The 24,255-nt window shown below is 69.2% G+C and carries 18 protein-coding genes, 1 tRNA gene and 2 riboswitches; of the genes, 5 read left to right on the forward strand and 14 right to left on the reverse strand.

Annotated features, from left to right (window positions below; all coding sequences use genetic code 11):
• The first annotated feature begins 187 nt into the window (after positions 1–187).
• Complete coding sequence (locus tag BSE24067_RS22880) at positions 188–736, forward strand: hypothetical protein (protein WP_151066970.1); 549 nt, start codon at positions 188–190, stop codon at positions 734–736.
• 179 nt (positions 737–915) lie between these two features.
• Entirely contained in the window at positions 916–1,950 is a 1,035-nt protein-coding gene (locus BSE24067_RS22885; protein ID WP_151066969.1) for a helix-turn-helix domain-containing protein, read from the forward strand.
• A gap of 61 nt (positions 1,951–2,011) precedes the next feature.
• Here the strand turns inward: BSE24067_RS22885 and BSE24067_RS22890 are convergent, their stop codons facing one another.
• Both BSE24067_RS22890 and BSE24067_RS22895 read right to left on the reverse strand, forming a co-directional pair.
• On the reverse strand, positions 2,012–3,106 hold the full coding sequence (locus BSE24067_RS22890; protein ID WP_151066968.1) for a glycosyltransferase family protein: 1,095 nt from the start codon (positions 3,104–3,106) through the stop codon (positions 2,012–2,014).
• On the reverse strand, positions 3,103–4,806 hold the full coding sequence (locus BSE24067_RS22895; RefSeq protein WP_151066967.1) for a thiamine pyrophosphate-binding protein: 1,704 nt from the start codon (positions 4,804–4,806) through the stop codon (positions 3,103–3,105). The genes BSE24067_RS22890 and BSE24067_RS22895 overlap by 4 nt, the downstream gene beginning before the upstream one ends.
• A 109-nt stretch (positions 4,807–4,915) precedes the next feature.
• On the opposite strand from BSE24067_RS22895, the gene BSE24067_RS22900 reads away from it, so the two are divergent.
• Positions 4,916–5,413 carry an antitoxin PaaA2 family protein gene (locus tag BSE24067_RS22900; RefSeq protein ID WP_244130564.1) on the forward strand — a complete coding sequence of 166 codons (498 nt, stop codon included), beginning with the start codon at positions 4,916–4,918 and terminating at the stop codon, positions 5,411–5,413.
• Here BSE24067_RS22900 and BSE24067_RS22905 read toward each other — a convergent pair.
• The 8 genes from BSE24067_RS22905 to BSE24067_RS22940 all read right to left on the reverse strand — a co-directional run bounded on the left by BSE24067_RS22905 (position 5,322) and on the right by BSE24067_RS22940 (position 15,660).
• Positions 5,322–6,710 (reverse strand): L-serine ammonia-lyase, encoded by a 1,389-nt coding sequence (locus tag BSE24067_RS22905; RefSeq protein ID WP_151066966.1) that lies wholly within the window; start codon positions 6,708–6,710, stop codon positions 5,322–5,324. The genes BSE24067_RS22900 and BSE24067_RS22905 overlap by 92 nt on opposite strands.
• A gap of 30 nt (positions 6,711–6,740) precedes the next feature.
• Positions 6,741–7,868 carry an alginate lyase family protein gene (locus BSE24067_RS22910; RefSeq protein ID WP_151066965.1) on the reverse strand — a complete coding sequence of 376 codons (1,128 nt, stop codon included), beginning with the start codon at positions 7,866–7,868 and terminating at the stop codon, positions 6,741–6,743.
• A 153-nt stretch (positions 7,869–8,021) separates the two neighbouring features.
• Positions 8,022–10,949 carry an aminomethyl-transferring glycine dehydrogenase gene (gene gcvP / locus BSE24067_RS22915; protein WP_151066964.1) on the reverse strand — a complete coding sequence of 976 codons (2,928 nt, stop codon included), beginning with the start codon at positions 10,947–10,949 and terminating at the stop codon, positions 8,022–8,024.
• 60 nt (positions 10,950–11,009) lie between these two features.
• Positions 11,010–11,390 (reverse strand): glycine cleavage system protein GcvH, encoded by a 381-nt coding sequence (gene gcvH, locus BSE24067_RS22920; RefSeq protein WP_040142830.1) that lies wholly within the window; start codon positions 11,388–11,390, stop codon positions 11,010–11,012.
• A gap of 128 nt (positions 11,391–11,518) precedes the next feature.
• Positions 11,519–12,637: a glycine cleavage system aminomethyltransferase GcvT gene (gene gcvT / locus BSE24067_RS22925; protein ID WP_151066963.1), complete on the reverse strand. Its 1,119-nt coding sequence runs from the start codon at positions 12,635–12,637 to the stop codon at positions 11,519–11,521.
• 86 nt (positions 12,638–12,723) lie between these two features.
• A riboswitch (glycine riboswitch) is annotated at positions 12,724–12,857 on the reverse strand.
• Positions 12,858–12,889: 32 nt separating this feature from the next.
• Positions 12,890–12,995: riboswitch (glycine riboswitch) on the reverse strand.
• 88 nt (positions 12,996–13,083) lie between these two features.
• Positions 13,084–13,446, reverse strand: coding sequence for a hypothetical protein (locus tag BSE24067_RS22930; RefSeq protein ID WP_040142834.1), 363 nt, complete (start codon positions 13,444–13,446; stop codon positions 13,084–13,086).
• A 175-nt stretch (positions 13,447–13,621) separates the two neighbouring features.
• Positions 13,622–14,674: an oxidoreductase gene (locus BSE24067_RS22935; RefSeq protein ID WP_151066962.1), complete on the reverse strand. Its 1,053-nt coding sequence runs from the start codon at positions 14,672–14,674 to the stop codon at positions 13,622–13,624.
• A gap of 275 nt (positions 14,675–14,949) precedes the next feature.
• Complete coding sequence (locus BSE24067_RS22940; RefSeq protein WP_174904860.1) at positions 14,950–15,660, reverse strand: SGNH/GDSL hydrolase family protein; 711 nt, start codon at positions 15,658–15,660, stop codon at positions 14,950–14,952.
• A 300-nt stretch (positions 15,661–15,960) separates the two neighbouring features.
• On the opposite strand from BSE24067_RS22940, the gene BSE24067_RS22945 reads away from it, so the two are divergent.
• A complete protein-coding gene (locus BSE24067_RS22945) occupies positions 15,961–18,048 on the forward strand; it encodes a UvrD-helicase domain-containing protein (protein ID WP_151068747.1) in 2,088 nt (695 codons plus the stop codon).
• 125 nt (positions 18,049–18,173) lie between these two features.
• Here the strand turns inward: BSE24067_RS22945 and BSE24067_RS22950 are convergent, their stop codons facing one another.
• Entirely contained in the window at positions 18,174–19,073 is a 900-nt protein-coding gene (locus tag BSE24067_RS22950; RefSeq protein WP_174904861.1) for a c-type cytochrome, read from the reverse strand.
• A gap of 252 nt (positions 19,074–19,325) precedes the next feature.
• Here BSE24067_RS22950 and BSE24067_RS22955 point away from each other — a divergent pair.
• Positions 19,326–19,401: transfer RNA gene (locus BSE24067_RS22955), tRNA-Arg, on the forward strand.
• A 120-nt stretch (positions 19,402–19,521) separates the two neighbouring features.
• Here BSE24067_RS22955 and BSE24067_RS22960 read toward each other — a convergent pair.
• From BSE24067_RS22960 to BSE24067_RS22970, 3 genes are read right to left on the reverse strand one after another with little or no spacing between them, the layout of a single operon-like run.
• Positions 19,522–22,338 (reverse strand): glycosyltransferase family protein, encoded by a 2,817-nt coding sequence (locus tag BSE24067_RS22960; RefSeq protein WP_151068165.1) that lies wholly within the window; start codon positions 22,336–22,338, stop codon positions 19,522–19,524.
• Entirely contained in the window at positions 22,335–23,543 is a 1,209-nt protein-coding gene (rffA, locus tag BSE24067_RS22965; RefSeq protein WP_151068164.1) for a dTDP-4-amino-4,6-dideoxygalactose transaminase, read from the reverse strand. Before rffA ends, BSE24067_RS22960 begins: the two co-directional genes overlap by 4 nt.
• Positions 23,544–23,603: 60 nt before the next feature.
• Entirely contained in the window at positions 23,604–24,254 is a 651-nt protein-coding gene (locus BSE24067_RS22970; RefSeq protein ID WP_151068163.1) for a methyltransferase domain-containing protein, read from the reverse strand.
• Position 24,255 lies beyond the last annotated feature (1 nt).

Here is a 24,255-nt window from a genome sequence, read left to right on the forward strand (position 1 = left end):
TCGGCCGCCGAACGGCGCCCGCACCAGCGGTCCGGTACTGACTGCTCCGGCCCCGGCACTTCGCGTTTCTCTTTCGACATTGAATGCGCAGCATGGGCCCCGCCTGCGCGCGGCCCGCGTCGCGCCGATACCGGCCTTCGCGCGTTCGCGACCGCATCGCGTACCCGCAGGCCCGACGGAAACCAGCATGGCAGAACCGCCCCGATCCTTTCCGCGTCACCCTGTGTTTCACGCGGGCGAACTCGACGCGCACCACCGGTTCGGCGTCGCCGACGAAGCCGAGCGGATGAGCGACGCCGTGACGACGCGGCTGAGCATCGGCGTGCGCCAGTTCGTCGAGTCGCAGCCGTTCATGTTCGTCGGCACGACGTGCGGCGGCGCGGCGCGCGTGACCTGCGACATCGTGCAGGGCATGCGCGATGCGAACGGCGATCTGTGGCCCGTCGTGCGCGTGATCGACACGAAGACGCTGCGCTTCGCGCTGCGGGACCATGGCGATGGCGACGGCAACCGGATCGATCCGCACGCGTGCGACGGCAGCGGCGTCGGGCTGCTGTTCGTCGATTTCATGCGCGGCATCCGCTACCGGATCAACGGCCGCGCGACGCTGCGCACCGACCTGCCGGAAGCGGACGCTGCGCCGTGGCCGGCCGGCAGTCCGATCGTCGAGCTGGCGGTCGCGCAGGCGTACGGCAACTGCGGCACGCGCGTCGTGCGGCTGCGGCCGGGCGGGTAGCCGATGGTCGCTGGCGGCGCGCAATCCGCACTCGCGCGGTGCGCGGCACGCCGCCTCCGGGTGCGCCCCCATGGCGCGCGCGGGCCGTAGCGCGTGGAATGACGGGCTTGTCGCCGGATTGCGCGATTCGGCACGGGACTTGCGTGACGGATGCGGCCCGGGCAGGTGAGGAGGACACGATGGAGCAACGAGTGCAGTGCATGGACGAGCCGACGGCCGAGGACACGCGGCGCAGCGCGCAGGGCGACGCCGCGCCGGCCGGCCAGGCGGTGGTCAGCGTCGCGCACGACGCCGACGAGCAGGCGCGCAACCTGATCGGCTGGCGGCAGACCTACGACCAGCTCGCGGCCGGCCGCTTCGTCGGCACGCTGACCGAACTGCCGCTCGACACGATGAAGCTGTTTCGGGAATCGACCAGCCACCTGCTGCGGCAGGCGTGCGAAGTGCGCGGCGACGCGTACTGGTTCGGGATTCCGCTCACCAGCGACGGCAGCGCGCGCGTCGATGCGTGCCGCATCGGCCCCGGCGCGCTCGCGTTCCGGCCCGGCAACGTCGAATTCGAATTGCTGACGCCCGCGCAGTTCTCGATCTACGGCGTGGTCGTGCGCGGCGACGTGCTGCGCCGCTATGCCGAGGAAGTCGAACACCGCGCGCTCGACGAGCGGCTGTTCACGCAGCGCGTGATCCAGATCGGCGATACACGGCTCGCGCGCCTGTGCACGCTGCTCGGCCACCGGCTCGACGGCGCGGCGGCGGCGGGCGGGCCGCTGCCCGACGCGCAGCGCGACGACCTGCAGGCCGAGGTGCTGGCCGCGTTGTTCGACGCGTGCGCGGAACCGGCGGACGACGGCGCGGGCGGCGCGCCGTCGACGCGGCGCTGGATCGTCGAGCAGGCACGCGAGTACGTACTCGCGCACCGCACGCGGCCGGTCGGCGTGCCCGAGCTGTGCGAGCAGCTGCACGTGAGCCGCCGCACGCTGCAGTACTGCTTCCAGGATGTGCTGGGCATGGCGCCGGCGACCTATCTGCGCACGCTGCGCCTCAATGGCGCGCGGCGCGACCTGTGCGGGCGCGCGGCCGGTTCGGTGCAGGACGTCGCGGAGGCCTGGGGGTTCTGGCATCTGAGCCAGTTCGCGACCGATTACCGGCGGCTGTTCGGCAAGCGGCCGTCGGAGACGCTGCGCGATCGGGCGCCGATGGCCGCCGCCGGCTGAGCCTGGCGGCGGCGCGTGGATGCGGCTGCGCCCTGTGCCTTTCGGGCGAGTCGCCCCTGTTCTATTCCGGTGTCGCTGCACCGTCGCGCGGCGCCGGCCACGGCAGTGCATCCCAATCGACGGCCCGGTACGCGGCTTCGACCGCCGCAAGATCATCCGCCCGTTCGCTGCGATGCAGCCCATGCAAACCGGCCGGCACGTCGAGCGGGACCGGCACGCAGTGCGGATAGTCGCGCACGCGCAGCGCCGGGTCGATCGTCGTGAAACAGCCGAGCGTCGGCACGTCGAAGCCGTCGGCGACATGCAGCGCCGCCGTGTCGGGCGCGAACAGCACGCTCGCACCCTTGACCCATGCCATGAAGCGCGCGGTGTCCGTCGCGTCGCGGCTCACGTCGACATAGGCGGCGTGCGCGATGGCGCCGAAGCCGACCACCGGCAGCCCGTAATGCTGCGCGAGCCGCTCGACGCACGCGGCATGCAGCGCCCGCGGCACGCTGCGCACCGTGGTGCTCGCGTTCGGACAGAACAGCACGTACGGCCGCCGCCATTCGGCCGGCAGCGCGGGCAGCGGCAGCCGCGCGAGCCAGCGATTGCGCTTCGCGGCCGCCGGCACCGCGGCGGGATCCGCGCCGAGCGCGTCGAGGAAGAAATCGATCATCGGCTGCCGCGCGAACGCGGGCCAATACAGGTGATTGCCGACGTCGATGCACTGCGCGCGGCCGGGCAGCGCATTGGCCGCGTACGGCAGCGCACGCGACGGCGCGACGACGTCGGCTGCGAGCGCGTACAGCGCTTCGACGTAACGCGGCGCGCGGGCCGGCCGGTACAGCGTGAAGCGCAGCCCTGGATGCATCTCGCGCAGGGCGGCGAGCGCGGTCAGCCCGATCACCGAGTCGCCGAGCGCGACGCCCATGCCGTTGATCACGTGCACGTCCGCCGCGCGGTCGTAATCGAGCCGGAACGGCCGGGATGCGGCATGCAGCAAGCCGAGCGCCGGCGCGGCCGGCACGTGACCTTCCGCGCGCACGCTGCCGTGCTCGATGTCGTACGGCGCGACGAGCGTGCGATCGGGGGCGAGCAGTGTGCCGGGGTGGACGAGCGCGTCGTCGTGCGACAGCACGAGGCCGGCCGGCGCGTCGGGCAGCGTCACGGTCATGCGTGGCGGGCGCGGCGGCCCTGTTCGCGGATCTGTTCGAGCGTCGCGGCCGGCGTGCTGGCCTCCTGCGGGATCCGGATCTCGATCACCGCCGGCAGCCCGCAACTCAGCGCGCGCTCCAGTGCCGGCGCGAAATCGGCGGTGCGCTCGACCGTCTCGCCATGCGCGCCGAACGCGCGCGCATACGCGGCGAAATCGGGGTTCGTGAGCGCCGTGCCGTGCACGCGGCCCGGATAGTTGCGCTCCTGATGCATGCGGATCGTGCCGAAATGACCGTTGTTGACGACGATGGCGACGATGTTCAGCCCGTACTGCATCGCGGTCGCGAGTTCATTGCCGGCCATCATGAAGCAGCCGTCGCCGGCGAGCGCGACGACCGCGCGCGACGGATACAGCGACTTCGCGGCGAGCGCCGCGGGCAGCCCGTAGCCCATTGCGCCGCTGGTCGGCGCGAGCTGCGACCGGAAATGCCGGTACGCGAAGTGACGGTGCAGCCAGATCGCATAGTTGCCGGCGCCGTTGGTGACGATCGCGTCGTGCGGCAAGCGCTCGCGCAGTTGCACCATCACGTCGCCAAGCTGGACGTCGCCGGGCATCGGCAGCGGCGCGTGCCATTCGCGGTACGCGCGGTGCGCGTCGGCGGCCGAGCCGGCCCACGCGGGTTGCGCCGGCGGCTCGAGCGCGGCGAGCGGCGCCGCGATCTCCGGCATCCCCGACACGATCGGCAGGTCGGCCGCATACACGCGGCCGAGTTCGTCCGCGCCTTGATGCACGTGAATCAGCGTCTGGCGTGTCTTCGGGATGTCGAGCAGCGTATAGCCGCTCGTCGTCGCTTCGCCGAGACGCGGGCCGAGCACCAGCAGCAGGTCCGCATCGCGGATCCGCTTGCCGAGCGCCGGATTGATCCCGAGGCCGACGTCGCCCGCGTAGTTCGGATGTGCGTTGTCGAACGTGTCCTGGAAGCGGAACGCGCAGGCGACCGGCAGTTGCCAGCGCTCGACGAAGGTCCGCAGGTTCGCGCACGCGTCCGGCGTCCAGCCGCTGCCGCCGACGATCGCGAACGGCCGCTCCGCGCGGGCGAGCCGCTCACGCAGCTCGTCGAGCTGCGCGGCCGACGGCGACGCCGCGATGCGTTTCGCAGCCGGCACGACCGGCTGCGGCGTGCACGCTTCGGACAGCACGTCCTCGGGCAGCGCGAGCACGACCGGGCCCGCGCGGCCGGACGTCGCGACGTGGAACGCATGGCTCAGATATTCGGGAATGCGGCGCGGATCGTCGATCTGCGCGACCCATTTGGCCATCTGGCCGAACATCCGCCGGTAGTCGATCTCCTGGAAGGCTTCGCGGTCGAGGTGTTCGCGCGCGCATTGGCCGACGAACAGGATCATCGGCGTCGAATCCTGGAATGCGGTGTGCACGCCGATCGATGCGTGCGTCGCGCCGGGGCCGCGCGTGACGAACGCGATGCCGGGGCGGCCGGTCAGCTTGCCGACCGCCTCGGCCATGTTCGCGGCCGCCGCTTCGTGGCGGCAGACGACCGTCCGGATGCGCGCGGTGTCGTCCGCGAGCGCATCGAGTACGGCGAGAAAGCTCTCGCCCGGCACGCAGAATACGCGTTCGACGTGATTGGCGAGCAACGCATCGACGAGCAGCCGCGCGCCGGTGGTGGCGCGCGGCTCGAGATCCTTGGAATGCGACATGGGCTGCCGTCTCCCTGGGTAGCGGGACGTACAGCTTACGCCCGTTGGCGGGGCGCCGGTATGTTGGCAGGTGAAAAGTGCCGGAACGGTCGGTCGTTCGGGGCTCGTCATGGTTTGGGCTGGCCGAACGGCCGAATTGCGCGCTTGCAACGGTTGGGCGCTGTCGGCCCGTTGCGGCGCGCACGATCGATTCCTTTCGGCCAAGCGCGGCGACGTGCGCGTGTTTCGCCGTTTTGAAACGCTGGTCGGCTTTTTGCGCGACATCGGCATCAGCCGGTTCGATGTGGATGCGTCGACGTTCGATCCGGATGCGGCCGGTCGGGCGAGCCGGTCCGATCGCGCGGCGGCGTTGAAGGCGGCCCACGAGGCAGCGGCACACGACCGCTGGTTTCGCGAGCAGGTGAAGCAGGCATTGGACGATCCGCGTACGTCGATTCCCGATGCCGAAGTCAGCGCCGACTTCGCGTCGCGCCGCGCTGCCATCTGTCAGCCCCACGCTACCGCCCGCTACAGCATCAGCACTCGACGATGTTCACCGCGAGCCCGCCGCGCGACGTTTCCTTGTACTTCGTCTTCATGTCGGCGCCCGTCTCGCGCATCGTCTTGATCACCGAGTCGAGCGACACGTAGTGCGAGCCGTCGCCGCGCAGCGCCATGCGCGCGGCGTTGACGGCCTTCACCGACGCCATCGCGTTGCGCTCGATGCACGGGATCTGCACCATCCCGCCGACCGGGTCACACGTGAGGCCGAGGTTGTGTTCCATCCCGATCTCGGCCGCGTTCTCCACCTGGCGCGGCGTGCCGCCGAGCACGGCCGCGAGCGCGCCGGCCGCCATCGAGCACGCGACGCCAACTTCGCCCTGGCAGCCGACTTCCGCGCCCGAAATCGACGCGTTGAGCTTGTACAGGATGCCGATCGCGGCGGCCGTCAGCAGGAAGTCGATCACGCCCTGTTCGTTCGCGCCCGGCGTGAAGCGCGTGTAGTAGTGCAGCACGGCCGGGATGATGCCGGCCGCGCCGTTGGTCGGCGCGGTGACGACGCGGCCGCCGGCTGCGTTTTCCTCGTTGACCGCGATCGCATACAGGTTGATCCAGTCGACCATCGACAGCGGATCCTGCAGCGCACGCTCGGGGCTGCCGGTGAGCGCGCGATACAGCTGCGGCGCGCGGCGCTTGACCTGGAACGGGCCGGGCAGGTTGCCGTCGGCGTCCGGGTTGCCGATCCCGCACCCGCGCGACACGCACGACTGCATCACCGCCCAGATCTTCAGCAGCCCGTCGCGCGTCTCTTCCTCGGTGTGCCACGCGCGCTCGTTTTCCCACATCAGCTGCGCAATCGACTTGCCGGTCGACTCGGTCAGCGCGAGCAGCTCGGCGCCGGTGCGGAACGGATGCGTCATCTGCTCGGCCGCGCTCAGCACCTTCGTGTTCGGCGCGCCGGCCGTCACGACGAAGCCGCCGCCGACCGACAGGTACGTGCGCTCGACGAGCACGTTGCCGTTCGCATCGGACGCGCGCAGCTTCATTCCGTTCGGATGCTCGGGCAGCGCCTGCCGGTAGAACGCGATGTTCTCCTTCAGCACGAACGGCACCGGATGCGTGCCGAGCAGCGCGAGCTTTTTCGACGTGCGCACCGCGTCGAGCCGCGCGTCGATCGTGTCGGGATCGACGGTGTCGGGCGCGTCGCCGAGCAGGCCGAGCATCACGCCGCGATCGGTGCCGTGGCCTTTGCCGGTCGCGCCGAGCGAGCCGTACAGTTCGACCTTCACGTTGGCCGTCGCGTCGAGCAGCCCGTCGCGCTCGAGGCCCTGGACGAACATCAGCGCCGCGCGCATCGGTCCGACCGTGTGCGAACTGGACGGGCCGATGCCAATCTTGAAAAGGTCAAACACGCTGACTGCCATTTCGATTCCTGCCTTGCTTGAAGAGTGGTGCTAGCGCGCCTGCAACGGCAGGCACGCGGCCAGCCATGCGGGCGGCATGACGGATAGCTGGCGCGCGACGCGGGCATAGCGCCCGTCGAGCCGCGCGGCCAGGTGAAAGAGTTCGGTGGCGTTTTTCGGGTCCCACTGCCCCGTGTAGCCCGGCAAGCCGGCTTCGCGGCGCTTTGCGTCGAACGGCACCGGCGAATGCACGAATTCTTCATGCGTCTTCTCGCCGAGCGCGTACGGCACGAGCCAGTCGAGCGCGGCCGCGAGCGTCGCGCCGTTCGCGCCGCGCTCGCGCAGCCAGTTGCGGTTGAAGCGGCGCGCGGCGAGCGCGGCCGTCACCAGCGGCTGCAGGTCGTACACCGCGTAATGCAGCGCATCGCGTTCGTCGAAATCCCAGGTCTTGCCATCGGGGCCGATGTTGTCGGCGAGATGCTCGACGAACAGCCGCTGCGCGGCGTTCATCATCTTGCGGTCGCCGAGCGTGAACGCGGACAGCGCGATCAGCTTGATCCGATGGCTCTGCCAGTTGTTGCGCCACGTGCCGGTGAGCGGCCGCTTCTGCGCGTCGATCTGCGCGACGTAGCCGGCGCCGAGCTTCGCGATGAATGCGGCCGTCGCGTTGCGGGTCTTGACCGGCAGCGCGCTCGCCGTCATGTCGTACGCGATGATCAGGCTGTCGAAGCGCGTCTCGTCGATCGGGTTGAAGCTCGGCTGGTAGGTCGACACCCACGCGGACAGGAAGCGGTCGACGAGCTGCAGATAGCGCGGCGCATTGGTCACGCGCCACGCGAGCGCGGCGTCGCGCATCAGGTCCATGTCCTTCAGCGCTTCGGCGCTCTGGTCGTAGATGCCTTCGTGCGGCAGCGTGCCCTCGGTGTGCACGCGCGGCATCGCCTTCGGCTGCTCGCCGATGCGCGCGTCGACGCTGTGGATCAGTGCCTGCACGCCCGGTTCGGCCTGCGTCGTCTCGCTCGCCTGCAACGCGGGCGCCGCGCAGAAATTCATTGCCGCGCGCGCGCTGCCGGCCGCGCCGAGACCGGCGGCAAGCGTCAGCGCGACGAACAGCGGCAAGCGGCGCGTGCGCGGCCGCGCCCGCGTTGCACCATGGCCCGGAAACATCGGACGCACCATGCGGAACTCCTTGATTGGCTGGATCGCGTTGATGTTAGCCGGATTGGCGGGCAAGCGTGAGCCGACTGGCCGCGCTGCGAACGCAAACACCGCACGCAACCGGCGGCTGTGTGCGGTGTGTTCGCGCGCGGACGCTTGGTTGCGAGATGTTCGTTACGCGTATTCCGACACCGGCACGCACGAGCAGAACAGGTTGCGGTCGCCGTACGCGTTGTCCGCACGGCCGACCGGCGGCCAGTACTTGTTCGTGCCGAGCGACGCGACCGGATAGGCAGCCTGCTCGCGCGAGTACGCGTGCGGCCATTCGTTCGCGGTGACGACGGCTGCCGTGTGCGGCGCGTGACGCAGCGGGTTGTCCTCGCGATCGGCGCGGCCTTCCTCGACCGCGCGGATTTCCTCGCGGATCGCGATCATCGCGGCGATGAAACGGTCGAGTTCTTCCTGCGACTCCGATTCGGTCGGCTCGACCATCAGCGTGCCCGGCACCGGGAAGCTCATCGTCGGCGCGTGGAAGCCGTAGTCCATCAGGCGCTTTGCGACGTCGTCGACGCTGATGCCGCTCGTTTCCTTGATCGGACGCAGATCGAGAATGCATTCGTGCGCGACCAGCCCGCCCGGGCCCGAATACAGCACCGGATAGTGCGGCGCGAGGCGCTTCGCGATGTAGTTCGCGTTGAGGATCGCGGTTTCGGTCGCGGCGGTCAGGTTCTTCGCGCCCATCATCGCGATGTACATCCACGAGATCGGCAGGATCGACGCCGAGCCGTACGGCGCGGCCGATACCGCGCCGATACCCTCTTCGCCGCGCGCGTAGCCGGTCGAACGCTGGTTCGGCAGGAACTTCGCGAGGTGCGCGCCGACCGCGACCGGGCCGACGCCCGGGCCGCCACCGCCGTGCGGGATGCAGAACGTCTTGTGCAGGTTCAGGTGCGACACGTCGCCGCCGAACTGGCCCGGCGCGGTCAGGCCGACCATCGCGTTCATGTTCGCGCCGTCGACGTACACCTGGCCGCCGTGCGCATGGACGATCTCGCAGATCTCGCGCACGTTCTGCTCGAACACGCCGTGCGTCGACGGATACGTGATCATGATCGCCGCAAGGTTCTTCGAGTGCTGCTCGGCCTTCGCCTTCAGGTCGGCGATGTCGACGTTGCCCTGCGCGTCGCACGCGACCACGACGACCTTCATGCCGGCCATGTGCGCGGACGCCGGGTTCGTGCCGTGCGCGGACGCCGGGATCAGGCACACGTCGCGATGGCCTTCGCCGCGCGACGCGTGGTACGCGTGGATGATCAACAGGCCCGCGTACTCGCCCTGCGAGCCCGCGTTCGGCTGCAGCGACACGGCCGCGTAGCCGGTGGCCGCGACGAGCATCTGCTCGAGCTGGTCGATCATCTCGCGGTAGCCGACGGTCTGCTCGGCCGGCGCGAACGGGTGGATCCGGCCGAACTCGGGCCACGTGACCGGCAGCATTTCCGACGTCGCGTTCAGCTTCATCGTGCACGAGCCGAGCGGGATCATCGAGCGGTCGAGCGCGAGATCCTTGTCGGACAGGCTGCGCAGGTAGCGCAGCATTTCGGTTTCGGAATGGTGGCGGTTGAACACGTGGTGCGTGAGGTACGCGCTCGTGCGCTCGAGGCCGGCCGGCAGCGCGGCGACGCCGGCGAGGCCCGCGTCCAGCGCATCGACGGCCGGTGCCGTGCCGCCCGCGGCCTGCGCGAACACGTCGAGCAGATCGGCGAGGTCGTCGCGGGTCGTCGTTTCGTCGACGGACACGCCGACTCGCGTGTCGCTCACGCGGCGCAGGTTGATGCGCCTGGCCTTCGCGAATTCGTGGATCTGCGCGGTGCGTGCGCCGGTATCGACGGTCAGCGTGTCGAAGAACGTGTCGTTGACCGTCGCGAAGCCGAGCTGCTTCACGCCCGCGGCGAGCAGCGCCGCGATGCGGTTCACGCGCAGCGCGATCGTCTTCAGGCCGTGCGGGCCGTGGTAGACCGCGTACATGCTCGCCATGATCGCGAGCAGCGCCTGCGCGGTACACACGTTCGACGTCGCCTTCTCGCGGCGGATGTGCTGTTCGCGCGTCTGCAGCGCGAGACGCAGCGCGGGCTTGCCCTGCGCGTCGACGGTCACGCCGACGAGGCGGCCCGGCATCTGGCGCTTGAATTCGTCGCGCACGGCCATGTAAGCGGCGTGCGGGCCGCCGAAGCCCATCGGCACGCCGAAGCGCTGCGTGTTGCCGACCGCGACGTCCGCGCCCCATTCGCCGGGCGGCGTCAGCACCGTCAGCGCGAGCAGGTCGGCCGCGACGACGACATGGCCGCCGGCCGCGTGGATCGCGTCGGTGAGCGCGCGGTAGTCGCGCACGTCGCCGTTCACGCCCGGATACTGCAGCAGCACGCCGAATGCGCCGGCCTGCGCGGCGTCGGCCGCCGGACCCGTCTTGATTTCGATGCCGACCGGCAACGCGCGCGTGCGGATCACTTCGAGGGTTTGCGGCAGCACGTCGTCGGCGACGTAGAACACGTTCGACTTCGGCTTGCCGGTGCGCTGCAGCAGCGTCATCGCTTCGGCCGCGGCCGTCGCTTCGTCGAGCAGCGATGCGTTCGAGATCGCGAGGCCCGTCAGGTCGGCGACCATCTGCTGGAAGTTCAGGAGTGCCTCGAGGCGGCCCTGGGAAATTTCGGGCTGGTACGGCGTATAAGCCGTGTACCACGCCGGGTTTTCGAGCACGTTGCGCAGGATCACGGCCGGCGTGTGCGAGTCGTAATAGCCCTGGCCGATATACGAGCGGAACACCTGGTTCTTGTCCGCGAGCGCGCGCAGCGCGGCGAGCGCTTCCGCTTCGCTCTTCGGTTGCGCGAACGGGCCGAGCGGCAGCGTTTCGGTGCGGCGGATCGAGGCCGGGATCACGGCGTCGATCAGCTCGGCGCGCGACGCGAAGCCGAGCGTGTCGAGCATGGCCTGCTGGCTGGCGGCATCGGGGCCGATGTGGCGTTCTGCGAACGCGTCGTGCGTTTCGAGCGCGGCGAGCGAGAGGGGCGTGCGGTTCATCAGGCGGTCCGGGTGTTCGAGCTTCATGGCGTGACTCTGGTCCCGCGCGGGCCGGTTGCCCGGCCGCGCGCAGTTCGGGTAGGAAAATTAGTCGATCAGCTTGCTGTACGCGTCGGCGTCGATCAGCTTGTCGGTCGATGCGCCGTCCGCGAGCTTGATCTTGAACAGCCACACGCCGTACGCGTCGCTGTTCACTTCTTCCGGCGAATTGGCGGCATCTTCGTTGATCGCGACGACTTCGCCAGACACCGGCGAGTAGATGTCGGATGCGGCCTTCACCGATTCGACGACGCCGACGGCGTCGCCCGCCGTCACCGACTTGCCGACTTGCGGCAGTTCGAGGAAGACGATGTCGCCGAGCGTGCTCTGCGCGTGATCGGTGATGCCGACCGTCAGCGTGCCGTCCGCCTCGGTGCGGATCCACTCGTGTTCGTCGGTGTACTTCAGATCGGCCGGGACGTTGCTCATCGGATGCTCCTGGATAAAAGGTGTGTGTTCGTTATGCTGGCGCGCCGCCGGGGCGCGCCGGGTGTGGTTGCGCCGGGCGCCATTTCCCGGCTTTGCCGGGACGCGGCCTGCCGGTCGCTTCCCGGTCGTTACGCAGCGAGGACCTTGCCGTTGCGCACGAACGGCAGTTTTACCACGCGCGCGGGAAGTTGCTTGTCTCGAATCTGCACCTGAACGGTGTCGCCGATCTGGACGGCTGCCGGCACGCGCGCGAACGCGATCGATTCCTGCATCGACGGCGAGAACGTGCCGCTCGTGATCTCGCCTTCGCCGTGCGGCGTGACGACCTTCTGGTGCGCGCGCAGCACGCCGCCCGCCTTGCCGTTTTCCTTCTGCAGGATCAGGCCGACGAACGCGGCGCGCGAGCCGTCGCGCTCGAGCGCGGCCCGGCCGACGAATTCGCGCGGCGCCGACAGGTCGACCGTCCATGCGAGGCCCGCGTCGAGCGGCGACGCGGTTTCGTCCATGTCCTGGCCATACAGGTTCATGCCGGCCTCGAGGCGCAGCGTGTCGCGCGCGCCGAGCCCGCACGGGCGCACGCCGTTTTGCTGCAGCGCATTCCACAGTGCTTCGACGTGCACGGCCGGGACGATCACTTCAAAGCCGTCCTCGCCGGTATAGCCGGTGCGCGCAATGGTGAGATCGCCGAACGGCGTGCCGGCGACCTGCGCGGCGTTGAACGGCTTCAGCTCGCTGGTGGCGGCGCGCGCGGCGGGCACCGTCGTCCAGACCTTTTCACGGGCGTTCGGGCCCTGAACGGCGACGATCGCCAAATCGCGGCGCGGCGCGATGGTCAGGCCGTAGCCGCCTTGTTCGTTGAGCCGGTTGAACCACGCGATGTCCTTCTCGGCCGTGCCGGCGTTGACGACGACGCGGAAGAAGTCTTCGGTGAAGTAGTAGACGATCAGGTCGTCGATGACGCCGCCTTCCGGATTGAGCAGGCACGAGTAGAGCGCCTTGCCGGGCGTCTTGAGTTTGCCGACGTTGTTCGCGATCGCGTGTTCGAAGAACGCGCGCACGCGGCTGCCGGTGAAATCGACGACGCACATGTGCGACACGTCGAACATGCCGGCGTCGGTGCGCACGGCCTCGTGTTCTTCGATCTGCGAGCCGTAGTTGACGGGCATGTCCCAGCCGCCGAAGTCGACCATGCGGGCATTGAGCGCGCGGTGCGCGGCGTTGAGCGGGGTTTGTTTCAGTGCAGTCATCGAGGCCTCAGGCAAGGCGCTTGCGCGCGGGTCAGAACGGCCATGTGCGGACCGTCGCGGCCTGGGGGCCTGCGAAGCGATCCGGTACATGCCCCTCTGTCCTCGATACCTGAGAGATTGCGCTGCGGCTGCAAGCCGGCGAACGCGCGCCCCTTCGGTGGGCAGCCTGCCCGCGCTGCTTGTGCGCAGCGGGCTACTGCCGCTCTCCAGAGTGCAGGGAGTGCGGCCCGCGCAATGCGCGGACGGGAATCCCCGACGCGGTCGGTCCTTTTGCCTGAGAGTTTGCGGGTGTGCCCCTTCGGCGGCGCGACCGGCGTTGCAAAAGCGACGCGGTCACACGCTCTCCCGACGCGTGCGGGCGACTGTACGCGAGCGGGTCGGCATTGTCAATTTGAGCAAAAGAATGTCGCTTCGCGACAAGCGGCCGGCACGGGCCGGCGCACGGATTACTCGCCGATCGCGCGCGCGGCCGTGTCGAGTTCCTGGTTCAGCACGCGCTGCTCGTCGCCGGACAGGCCGCCGTTGTGCTGCGCGGACATGTCGTTCGCTTCCTGGCGGATCACGTCGAGGCGGTGATGCAGTTGCGCGCCGTACGGCGGCGGGTAGTAGCCGCCGTTGACGCGCGCATCGATCCGGCGGTGCAGGTTGTCGATCCGCCCCTGGACCTCCTGCAAGCGGTCGTTCGCGACGACCTGAGGATTCGGCCGGGGCGGGGGTGCCTGTCGGGCCGGCCGCTGCGGCTGCACGACACAGGCCGCGAGCGAGGAAACCAGGACGCAGCATGCTGCTGCGCGAATCAACCGTTGCATCACATTCTCCTGACGGTTTGGTGTCGGATCGACTTTTCGAGAAACGCGTCAGACCGGACGACCGCTGACTTTCGTTCCCGCACCATTTGTAACGGAATGTTCGGACGCGGCCGCCGCGACGGCCGATGCGTGGCCGCAACCGCGGCCGGCTCGTTCCCGATCCGGCCGGCCACTGTCAGACGATGCGGCGCACGCATGGTACGCGGCGGCCTTCGTGCTCGCTTTGCGCGGCGAGCTCGATGATCGTCATCACGTCGACCGCGTCCTGCGGCGTGACCGGGAACGGCGCGCCGTCGTGGACCGACGCGGCGAGCGCGCGGTAGAACTCCGCGTACTGGCCGTCGAGCGTCGGCACCGGGCGTTCGACCTCCAGCTCGCCGTCGAGCACGCGCAGCACGCCGGGCGGGTTGCCGCCGCCGAACTCGACGTGGTCGGGCGTGAGGCCGGCCTTCAGCTGGTCTTCCTGCGTGTCGAGCCCGAACTTCTGATAGCTGCCGCGCGTGCCGTGCAGCGTGAAGCGCGCGGGCTCGATCGCCGACAGCGCGCTCGCGTGCAGCGCGACGTCCTTGTCCGGATAGCCGAGCAGCAGGTGCACGAGATCGGGCGCCGTGCCGTTGTCGCGGCGCGTCTTCACCGTCGCGCTGACCGTCTGCGGCAGCCCGAACAGCACGAGCGCCTGATCGATCAGATGCGGGCCGAGGTCGAGCAGCAGGCCGCCGCCGCGTGCCGGCTCCTCGCGCCAGCGCGTGCGCGGGGTCGGGCGGAAGCGGTCGAAGTGCGACGCGAACCACGTGACGCGGCCGAGTTCGCCCGATTCGACGATGCGGCGCACGGTCAGGAAGTCGCCGTCCCAGCGGCGATTGTGGAACGGCGCGAACAGGCGGCTGCGCGTGTTCGCGAGCCGCGCGAGCGCGAGCGCCTCGTCGGCGGTGAGCGTGACGGGCTTGTCGACGACGACGTGGCGGCCGGCTTCCAGCACCTGCCGCGCGAGCGTGAAGTGCGTGTCGTTCGGCGTGGCGATCACCACGCAATCGATGTCGTCGAGGGCGAGCAGCGCATCGAGATCGGGGACGATGCGCGCGCCCGGATACGCGGCGCGCGCGCGGTCGGACTGACCCGTTGCGATCGCGGCGACCTCGGTGCGGCCGCTCGTGGCGATCACGGGCGCGTGGAACGTCGCGCCGGCGAAACCGAAACCCATCAAACCAATCCTGAGCAATGACGACATGGCAATCCTTGGCTGCGTACGAAACGAAAGGACGGCGCGCCGGGAAGGCGCGGGAACGACCGGCTATTTTGGCATGACGCCGCCGCACATACCGGAGCGTTCGGCAAGATGCGCGGCAGCCGGCGGCGGCGTGCGCACGTGCAAGCGGCGTTTGGCGCGGTGCCGGCGCAGCGCACACGGCCGACCTCGTGAGGAGGCTGCGCGCGCTGGTTGTCCCGCCGCCCAGCGCCGACCCGATGCGGGCCGAACCGGCGGCACGCTCCGATGGCGCCGTGTCATGCAGCGACCCGCTGCCGCGACACCGCATCGGCGATCTGTGCCGCCCACGCGGCGCAGGCGGCCGGCCCCGGATGGAAACCGTCGGCGGCCATCAGATGCCGCTCGAGCGGCAGCGCGACGCGCAGGAACGTGCAGTTCGGCCGGGTCGCGGCCCAGCCGGCGAGGGCGGCATTGAGCCGCTTCGCACGCAGCCCGAGATACCACGCGAGCGGCTGCGGCAGCGCCGGAAAGCGCTCCATCGGCGGTATCGCCGACAAGATCACGTGGCCGACGTGGAAACGTGCGGCGAGCAGCTGCACGAGTTCGGCCTGCTGCGCCTGCCAGCGGGCCGGCGGCACGCCGCCCGTGACATCGTTGACGCCGAGCGACGTCACGGCCACGTCGAACGGCGCGGCCGGTTCGGTCGCGAGCCAGTCGACGAGTTCGCGCGTGGTGAGACCGGTGCGGGCGAGCAGTTTCCACGCGACCCGATGAGTGAGCGCCAACTTGCGGACCAATTGCCCGGACAGCGCGTCGTGCTGCGACGCCACGCCGACGCCCGCGGCGGCCGAGTCGCCGACCACCAGCACGCGCAGCGGCGGGCCGTCGCCGGCCACGCCGTCGCGCGGGCCGGCCGCCTCGGGCAGCCGCGGGGTAACGCGGCGCACGCGGCGTCCCTGGAGGAACAGCAGCGGGCCGAGGGCGGCGGTGGCAAGCGGGTATCCCATGGAGTCGATCCGGTCGTGGTGGGGAGGGCGGCGCGAGGGCGCGCCGGCGTGCTGCCATTGTGGCCGATCGGACCGCAGAAGGGGCCGGATTGGCCGTCAGGACAAGGAACGCACGCGAATCGGCCACCGGCGAAACACGGGCGCGCCGGCGTGCGCGACCCATTCGCTCACGCTTCGGAAAAGCGCCGCGCCGACGTGTTAACATGCGCGTCCTGCCCCGCGTGTCCGCCTGCGTCCCAGGCGTGCCGCGCGCGGCATCCTCCCGGCGTTTCGCCGTCAACCGCAACATCATCCGTCATCATGTCCGCAGGCCTCAACCCCGCTCAGAACGAAGCGGTGCGCTACCTCGACGGTCCCTGCCTCGTGCTCGCCGGCGCGGGCAGCGGCAAGACCCGCGTGATCACGCAGAAGATCGCGCACCTGATCGAAGCGAAAGGCTTCGAGCCGCGCCACATCGCGGCCGTCACGTTCACGAACAAGGCCGCCGCCGAAATGCGCGAGCGCGTGTCGAAGCTGCTGGAAGGCAAGACGCTCACCACGCCTGGCAAGGAAGGCCGCAAGGTGCCCGTCAACCAGCTCACCGTGTGCACGTTCCATTCGCTCGGCGTGCAGATCCTGCGTCAGGAGGCCGAGCACGTCGGCCTGAAGCCGCAGTTCTCGATCATGGATGCGGACGACTGCTTCGGGATGATCCAGGAGCAGATCGGCACCACCGACAAGGGCCTGATCCGCAAGATCCAGAGCACCATCTCGCTGTGGAAGAACGGCCTGATCATGCCCGAGGAGGCGATGACGATCGCGGCCAACGAGGACGAGCACCAGGCGGCGCTCGTCTATCGCAACTACGTCGCGACGCTGCACGCGTATCAGGCCGTCGACTTCGACGACCTGATCCGGCTGCCGGCCGAACTGTTCGCGAAGAACGAGCAGGTGCGCGACCGCTGGCAGAACAAGCTGCGTTATCTGCTGATCGACGAATACCAGGACACCAACGCGTGCCAGTACGAGCTGCTGAAGTTGCTCGCCGGCCCGCGCGCGGCGTTCACGGCCGTCGGCGACGACGACCAGGCGATTTACGGCTGGCGTGGCGCGACGCTCGAGAACCTCGCGCAGCTCGGCAAGGATTTTCCGAAGCTGCACGTAATCAAGCTCGAGCAGAACTACCGGTCGACGGTGCGGATCCTGACCGCGGCGAACAACGTGATCGCGAACAACCCGAAACTGTTCGAGAAGAAGCTGTGGTCCGAGCACGGGATGGGCGATTCGATCACCGTCACGCCGTGCAACGACGAGGAACATGAGGCCGAATCGGTCGTGTTCCGGCTGTCCGCGCACAAGTTCGAGCGGCGCGCGCAGTTCCGCGACTACGCGATCCTGTATCGCGGCAACTTCCAGGCGCGGATCTTCGAGCAGGTGCTGCGGCGCGAGCGGATTCCGTACGTGCTGTCGGGCGGCCAGTCGTTCTTCGACAAGGCCGAGATCAAGGACCTGTGCGCGTACCTGCGCCTGATCGCGAACGCCGACGACGATCCCGCGTTCATCCGCGCCGTCACGACGCCGCGCCGCGGGATCGGCAACACGACGCTCGAGGCGCTCGGCTCGTTCGCGGGCCAGGCGAAGGTGTCGCTGTTCGAGGCCGTGTACATGGGCGGGATCGAGGCGCGGCTGTCCGCGCGGCAGATCGAGCCGCTCAGGATGTTCTGCGACTTCATCCAGCGCCTGACCGACCGCGCGGACAAGGAACCCGCCACCGTCGTGCTCGACGACATGATGGAGGCGATCCACTACGAGGCGTACCTGTACGACGCGTTCGACGAACGGCAGGCGCAGTCGAAGTGGCAGAACGTGCTCGAATTCCTCGAGTGGCTGAAGCGCAAGGGCACGAAGCCGGAGACGGAGGCCGTCGACGGCGAGGCTGAAGGCTTCCACAACGCGGACGGGCTCGCGGACACCGGCAAGAACCTGCTCGGCCTGATCCAGACCGTCGCGCTGATGTCGATGCTCGAAGGCAAGGACGAGGATCCGGACGCCGTTCGGCTGTCGACCGTCCACGCGTCGAAGGGGCTCGAGTACCCGCACGTGTTCCTGGTCGGCGTCGAGGAGGGCATCATGCCGCACCGCGGCGGCAGCGACGACGACGGCCCGATCGACAACGAGCGGATCGAGGAGGAGCGCCGGCTGATGTACGTCGCGATCACGCGCGCGCAGCGCAGTCTGCATCTGAACTGGTGCAAGAAGCGCAAGCGGGCACGCGAGACGGTCGTGTGCGAGCCGTCGCGCTTCATCCCCGAGATGGGCCTCGACGACGCGCCGCCGCCGACGCCGGAAGAAGCGCCGATGTCGCCGAAGGACCGGCTCGCGAGCCTGAAGGCGTTGCTGCAGAAGTGAGTTGGGCGGGGGCCTTGGCCTTCGCTTCGTTTCGGCTGCGGCTGGGGTTTGAGCTTGGGCCTGGGCAAAACAAAACCCCCGCGATGCGTACGCATCGCGGGGGTTTTTTCCGGCCGGCGTGACGGTTACTTCGCCGCGTTGACCATGTAGTCGACGGCCGCCTTCACGTCGGCGTCGGACGCGTTCGACCCGCCCTTCGGCGGCATCGCGCCCTTGCCGTGCAGCGCGTAGTTGTAGACGGTATCCATCGATTCCTTCAGGCGCGGCGCCCAGTCCTCCTTGCTGCCGAACTTCGGCGCGCCGAGCACGCCGGCCGCGTGACACGCCTGGCACACCTGCGTGTACAGCGCCTTGCCGGCCGACGCGGCGTCGGCGCTCGTCGGCGCGGCCGCGGGCTTTTCGCCGGTCTTCGGAATCGCGGCGATCGCGGCCATTGCGGCGGCGGCCTGCGCGTTCGACGCGTCGGCGCCCGATGCGCCTGCCGCACCCGCCGCGCCGCTCGCGGCCTGCGCCGCGTTGGCGGCCGGCGCGGCCGGTTCGGGGAAGTTCGCGCCGTCGTTGTTCGCCATGTAGACGATCGCGCGCGCGATTTCATAGTCGCTGACGTCGTCGGGGCTCGTGCCGCCGCGCGGCGGCATCGCGCCCTTGCCGGACAGCGCCGTCTTCAGCAGCGTGTCGAAGCCTTGCGAGATGCGCGGCGCCCAGTCGTCCTTGTTGCCGAACTTCGGCGCGCCGGCCGCGCCCGTGCCGTGACAGGTCACGCACACGGCCTTGTAGACTTCCTCGCCGGTCTTGTACGTGCGGGGCGCGTTGGCGTCTTTCACTTCGACCTGCGCGATCGGTGCGATTCGCGCGGCGACCTGTTGGTCGGATAGCGCGTCGGTGCCTGCGCCCGAACGGAACGCATGATTGGCATAGGTGGCAAACAGGACGATCAGCGCAATCGGAATCGCGAATGATGCAATGACAACGGCAATCAGTTGCCCGGGAGTTTTGACGGGAGATTCGTGGGGTGCTTCGCTCATGCTTGCCTCGTCTCCGTGAATAGGAATTGTGAGCGCGGTGCAACGGCAAAATGGCAGTCCAATGAAGCACGGACGATTATAGACGGAACGTTTACATCACGGCGAGCGGCGCGAAGGCGCGTGTTTACCCGCAGGAATGAGGGCCGGACGATGATTCTGCCGGCAAGGTGGACGCGTCATGGGAAACCGGGTATCCTTGCCGTCTTGCCAATGGTGGGCGGCCGGTTTATTGGGGTCGTTTCACTGTCACAGGCGCCCGTAGCTCAATGGATAGAGTACTGCCCTCCGAAGGCAGGGGTTGCTGGTTCGATCCCAGCCGGGCGCGCCAAGCCTGATTCCAGGCACCGTTTTTCCGATCCGCTTCTCTATCCTCGCCATCTCGGCCGTTCGTCGAGCAACCGACAGCAGACGCGCGCATGACCCAAGCACCCCCGCCCGCGCACCGCCGTCAGTCGATCACCGCCGTCGCAACCACCGCCCCCAACGAAGCACCGCCTACCTCGATATCCGCCACATCGATGATCGCGACCCAGTCGAACGCCGGCATCGCGGCGAGCTGCTCCGCAGTGGCAGCATATTCCTGCATCGACGTGCTCACGTAACGCAGCCGCTCGGTCCATTCAGGCAACGGTCCGGGCGCCGTCGTCAGCACCACGCTCAGCAGATCCTGTTCCGCGCGCGCCGCGATGGCGCGCAGCGCGGCCTGCACACGTTCGTGATCGCCTGCAGCGTCGAGGATCAGCGCGCCGGGAATCGGCGCATCCTGTGGCGGCAATTGCACGGTCGCGCGTCCGCGTTCGACACACATCCGGTAAATCCGCCGAATCAGCGGCAGGCGCGCCTGCAGTGCGTCGTGCTTGCGCACGCGTGCCTGCGCCGTACGCGCGATCCGTCGGCGCAGCGCCGGCAGCGTAACCACACGCTCGAGCGCGTCGTCCCATGCACGCGTGGCATCGCCGGCGAGCAGCGCATCATCGCCGTCGTTCAGCATGACGCGCAGCGCCGGCCGGTCGCTCGCGACGACGGCGATGCCGGCCGCCGCGAACTCCTGTCGCTGGATCGCGCCGGTCGCTCCGTCGCCGGCATCGGCGGCGAGCGGCATCAGCGCGACGTCCCAGTCCAACGCGCGCAGTTGCTCCGCGTACGCGCGGTATTCGTCGGGCGCGGGCCGCAATTCGGCAGCCGGATGATGTTCCCATCCTGCCGGCACGTGCGCGCCGAAGAACTGCACGGCGACGCGGCCGGCATGACGCTCGCACAGCGCGCGCAACGCGGTGTCCACCAGCGCGAAGTTACCCGGCAGAAGCGCCGCGCCGGCGACGCCGATCGTCACGCGCGCGTCCCTGCGGGCCGGGACCGGACGCAGGAAGAGTTCGAGATCGACGCTGTCGGGCAGCACGAACACGTTCGGATTCCACGGCCGATACTGGCGCGCGAGATCGGGCGTCGGAACGATGATCGCGTGCGCGTTGCCGAGAGTGAACGCGATACCGGTCCACGTCGAATCGGCCTGCGCCGACGGTTGCGCGGCGAGCGGAAGGTCGGTCGCATAGATCACGGGCTTGTCGAATTCGAAGATCGCGCCGAGCGCGTCGAGCGACAGCAGCCCCGGCGTATGGCGATCGAGCAGCACGGCATCTGCGGTGGCGATCGCCGCGCTGTCGGCGAGACCGCTGACAAGCGTCCACTCGTCGTCGAGCCGCGCGAACGGCAGCGCGAGACGGCGCTGCACGGATGGACCGTCGGCCGGATCGATTACATACGCGACGATGCGCTTCTGCTGCTTCGCGCGCGCCGCAGACGCACCGGCCGTTGCCGGAGCGGGTGCCGGCGCCGGCGCCGGCGCCTGCCGCCGACCGTGTTCGGCGATTCGCGTATACAGCGCTCCGTGGCGTCCGGGTTCGGCGTCGACGGGCAGCACATGTATCGCCGCGTTGACATGACGATACGTGGCGGCGATCGCGTCCGAGCGCACCACCAGCGCGTCGGCGCGCCGGATCGCATCGCGCATCGCGGCGAGCCGGCGCGCGCTGCCGGCGATATCCGGATCGTCGAGCGTGAACGCGTCGAGCGGCCGGTCGATGTGGCAGACGACCGGCTTGCCGAGCGCGAACACCTGCTCGAGCGCCGCGCCCGACAGCAGGCTCGCCGTCGCGCCGTGCAGCACGATCACGTCGGCGCGTTGCAGCGCGCTCACGTCGATTCCATTTGCGCCGACGGGAAAATCGAGCGTCCATTCCCGAGCGAGTGCGTGCATCGGCGTGGTGAACCGCGCCGCGATCCTCGCATCGGCGGCCGGCGCCGCGCACACGACGGCCATGCGCCGAGGCACACCGGCGGCGTGCGGCGCGACGGCCGCACCGTCCGCGCCGGACTGCGCGTCGGGTTCGTTCGCGCGTGCCTGCGTCGTGGCGACGAAGTGCCGCAATTGCCGCCAGAACACCGCTTCCTCTTCGCGGTACACGTCGCGCGCCTCGTGCACGGTCGCCTTCGCGTGCGCGATTTCATGCGGATCCAGCCCCCACGCGATCCCCTTGCCGCTCATGACCCAGCGTTCCGCGTTCGGCATCGACGCGTCGTTGAGAATGCACACGACCGGGCAACCGCACATCAGCGCTTCGAATACCGCGGTGGACCATTCGTACAGGTACAGGCATTCGACACGGCGAAACAGTTCGGCCAACTCGTGCGCGGAGCGTGGCGCGACACGGCCGGAAATCTCGATCGAATCGGCCGTCGCCGGATGCAGGCTGCCGCCGCGGCGCAGATGGCGGTTCAGGAATACGGCGGTGCCGCGGCGCGTTGCGTCGTCGACACCGTCGCAATGGAAGATGCGCGTATCGACGAGCGGGATTCTGAGCAGGTCGGCGTGCCAGCCGTCGGGCACGATCGACGGACCGAACGTGAACACGAGATCGGTCGGCGCGAGCTCGATCGGCTTCCCGTTGATGCGCCCCGGCTCCGCGAGCAGGTAGCGCGCGACGCAGCGTGCGTTGAACGGATTGCCTTCGACGATCTCCGGATAGACGGCGATCGGCCGGCGGCCCGCGGCGGCGTGCGCGTGCGCGATCTGCTGCGTCAGCAACGGCGTGCGCAACTGCGGGTGCACGTCCGCCGTGTTGATATAGGCCTCGCAGCCGAGCAGGTTCAGCGCGTGGCACAGGTAGTGCATCGCGCGCACGCCGCCGGACGTCTGCAGGTACGGCGGCGCGGATACGTAGTACGGCTGGCCGAGCGGCGCGAAGATGCGGGGCGTGTCGTTCATGGAGCGGATGCCACGAGATGCGATGAAGGGCGGCGGACAACCGGCCGCGCGGCCGTCCGGTAAAAGTCGGATACCACCTGAAGCACACGCTCCTGTTCCGCGTCGCTCATCGCGTGGTACAGCGGCAGGCGCACGAGCCGGTCGGCGACGTCGTCGGTCACGTGCATGCCGGAGCCGCAACGGCCGTAGCGGCGGCCCGCCGGCGAACTGTGCAGCGGCACGTAATGGAACACGGCGAACACGCCCGCGTCGCGGATTCGCTCGAGCAGCGCCGTGCGCTCGGCGAGGTCGCGCGCGAGGAAATAGAACAGATGGCCGTTGCCGGCTTCACTCAGCGGCACGGCGGGCAGCGTGAGGCGACCGGCATCGTGCAGCGGCCGCAACGCATCCTCGTAGCGCTTCACGGTCGCGCGCCGTTGCTCCGTGATCACGTCCGCGTGTTCGAACTGCGCGTACAGGAAGGCGGCGATCAATTCGCCGGGCAGATACGACGAGCCGACGTCGACCCACGTGTACTTGTCGACCTGGCCGCGGAAGAACTGGCTGCGGTTCGTGCCTTTCTCGCGGATGATCTCCGCGCGCTCGACGAGCCGCTCATCGTTGACGAGCAGCGCGCCGCCTTCGCCGGCGATCACGTTCTTCGTCTCGTGGAAGCTCAAGCACGCGAGATGCCCGAGGCTGCCCAGCGGCTTGCCGTTCCACGTCGACTGGATCGCCTGAGCGGCATCCTCGACGACCCATAGCCGGTAGTCGTCGGCGAGCTGCATGATCGCGTCCATGTCGCACGCGACACCCGCGTAATGGACCGGCACGATCGCGCGCGTGCGCTCGGTGATCGCGGCGGCCACCAGCTTCTCGTCGAGGTTCAGCGTATCGGGACGGATGTCGACGAACACGGGCGTCGCGCCGCGCAACGCGAACGCGTTAGCAGTCGATACGAACGTGTACGACGGCATGATCACTTCGTCGCCGGGGCCGACGTCGGTGAGGATCGCGGCCATCTCCAGCGCGGCCGTGCACGAGTGCGTGAGCAGCGCGCGATGGCAGCCGATGCGCGCTTCGAGCCACTGGTGACACAGTTTCGTGAACGCCTGGTCGCCGGCGAGGCCGCCTTGCTCGACGGCCTTCGCGATGTAGTACAGCTCCTTGCCGACGATGAACGGCCGGCCGAACGGAATGCGGTCGAGATTGGGGGGAGCGAACATGACGGAACTCCGCGAAGGCGTGAACGGGGGCATCGGGGCCGGCGGCATGCGCGTGCGCGCTCAGCCGTCCTTCCGGACGAGGATCGTGAATTCGTACAGGCCGTAGTCGTGCAGCAGCGCGACATTGCGCGAGTAGCGGCGCTTGCAGCGGTCGAACAGCGCGCACGGATCGGCGTAGTAGAGCCGCTCGGGACGCATGTGCGGCGGATCGGAATACGACGTCAGGCAGTTGAACGCGAAGCCGCTGCGGCTCGTCTCGTGCAACGTGTCGAGCGTCGCGTGGATGTAGTCGAGCCACGCATCGTCGCCGTGGCCGCGGTGCACGTTGAAGATCCCCGACGCGATCCCGTAGTCGGCAACCGCGCGCGGCGCGGCGCCGACGTGGAACGTCACGTCGGCGCGATCGCGATAGCGCGCGCGGGCCGCGTCGATCATCTGCGCCGACACGTCGTTGCCCGAATAGGCATGGTTGCGTCCGGCCGCGTGCTCGTCGAGAAAATCCACCAGCGCGCCGTAGCCGCAGCCGAGATCGTTGACCGAGAAGCCGTCGGGCGCGGGCGCGACGATCTTCGTCAGCTGCGCGAACCGCAGCCGCTGGCCGTCCTCGCCGTTCCAGTCCACGCCGCGCGCGGTCTGGCCGTGCTCGGCCAGGCGCGCGCTGTAATACGCGGCGACGTCTGCCAGCAGGCTCGAGTGTCGGGAATCGTCCATC

Source organism: Burkholderia latens (genome assembly GCF_902499045.1).
GTDB classification, from domain to species: domain Bacteria; phylum Pseudomonadota; class Gammaproteobacteria; order Burkholderiales; family Burkholderiaceae; genus Burkholderia; species Burkholderia latens.

Excerpts from the sequence above, each read along its gene's own strand:
- BSE24067_RS22880 (WP_151066970.1), top strand. The coding sequence starts at position 188 with ATGGCAGAACCGCCCCGATCCTTTCCGCGTCACCCTGTGTTTCACGCG.
- BSE24067_RS22885 (WP_151066969.1), top strand. The coding sequence starts at position 916 with ATGGAGCAACGAGTGCAGTGCATGGACGAGCCGACGGCCGAGGACACG.
- BSE24067_RS22890 (WP_151066968.1), bottom strand. The coding sequence starts at position 3,106 with ATGACCGTGACGCTGCCCGACGCGCCGGCCGGCCTCGTGCTGTCGCAC.
- BSE24067_RS22895 (WP_151066967.1), bottom strand. The coding sequence starts at position 4,806 with ATGTCGCATTCCAAGGATCTCGAGCCGCGCGCCACCACCGGCGCGCGG.
- BSE24067_RS22900 (WP_244130564.1), top strand. The coding sequence starts at position 4,916 with ATGGTTTGGGCTGGCCGAACGGCCGAATTGCGCGCTTGCAACGGTTGG.
- BSE24067_RS22905 (WP_151066966.1), bottom strand. The coding sequence starts at position 6,710 with ATGGCAGTCAGCGTGTTTGACCTTTTCAAGATTGGCATCGGCCCGTCC.
- BSE24067_RS22910 (WP_151066965.1), bottom strand. The coding sequence starts at position 7,868 with ATGGTGCGTCCGATGTTTCCGGGCCATGGTGCAACGCGGGCGCGGCCG.
- gcvP (WP_151066964.1), bottom strand. The coding sequence starts at position 10,949 with ATGAAGCTCGAACACCCGGACCGCCTGATGAACCGCACGCCCCTCTCG.
- gcvH (WP_040142830.1), bottom strand. The coding sequence starts at position 11,390 with ATGAGCAACGTCCCGGCCGATCTGAAGTACACCGACGAACACGAGTGG.
- gcvT (WP_151066963.1), bottom strand. The coding sequence starts at position 12,637 with ATGACTGCACTGAAACAAACCCCGCTCAACGCCGCGCACCGCGCGCTC.
- BSE24067_RS22930 (WP_040142834.1), bottom strand. The coding sequence starts at position 13,446 with ATGCAACGGTTGATTCGCGCAGCAGCATGCTGCGTCCTGGTTTCCTCG.
- BSE24067_RS22935 (WP_151066962.1), bottom strand. The coding sequence starts at position 14,674 with ATGTCGTCATTGCTCAGGATTGGTTTGATGGGTTTCGGTTTCGCCGGC.
- BSE24067_RS22940 (WP_174904860.1), bottom strand. The coding sequence starts at position 15,660 with ATGGGATACCCGCTTGCCACCGCCGCCCTCGGCCCGCTGCTGTTCCTC.
- BSE24067_RS22945 (WP_151068747.1), top strand. The coding sequence starts at position 15,961 with ATGTCCGCAGGCCTCAACCCCGCTCAGAACGAAGCGGTGCGCTACCTC.
- BSE24067_RS22950 (WP_174904861.1), bottom strand. The coding sequence starts at position 19,073 with ATGAGCGAAGCACCCCACGAATCTCCCGTCAAAACTCCCGGGCAACTG.
- BSE24067_RS22960 (WP_151068165.1), bottom strand. The coding sequence starts at position 22,338 with ATGAACGACACGCCCCGCATCTTCGCGCCGCTCGGCCAGCCGTACTAC.
- rffA (WP_151068164.1), bottom strand. The coding sequence starts at position 23,543 with ATGTTCGCTCCCCCCAATCTCGACCGCATTCCGTTCGGCCGGCCGTTC.
- BSE24067_RS22970 (WP_151068163.1), bottom strand. The coding sequence starts at position 24,254 with ATGGACGATTCCCGACACTCGAGCCTGCTGGCAGACGTCGCCGCGTAT.